We start from the raw sequence: 343 nt of genomic DNA, 5'->3' as shown, positions 1-343 counted from the left end.
ATTCGATCAGCAATTTTTAAAGCTTGATTGGCATCTGTATCATCTAGAATTAATACGAACTCTTCGCCACCGTAGCGAAAACACAAATCACTTCCACGCGCGCACTTTTTGATTGTCGCTGCAAGGTCGCGAAGGACGCTATCACCGGCTAGGTGTCCGTATGTATCGTTGACGTGTTTAAAATGATCAATATCAAGCATGAGAACGGAAAGAGGGGTGTTGTGACGTGTCGCTAGCTCTGCCTCTCTGTGTAAGCTGGCATCAAGTGCGCGTTTATTGCCGCAACCCGTTAACTCATCTCTAAGCGCTGATTGAAGTGCTGCTTGATATAGTTTTGCATTTC

The 343-nt window shown here is 45.5% G+C and carries 1 protein-coding gene; it reads right to left on the bottom strand.

Features of this window, described 5'->3' with window-relative positions; genetic code table 11:
• On the bottom strand, positions 1-343 hold a 343-nt coding region (locus A3757_RS02850; protein ID WP_156506133.1), incomplete at both ends, for a GGDEF domain-containing protein.

Source organism: Oleiphilus sp. HI0117, from assembly GCF_001635235.1.
The sequence above is the reverse complement of the archived record's forward strand: the minus strand, read 5'-3'. Positions and strand labels throughout refer to the sequence as shown.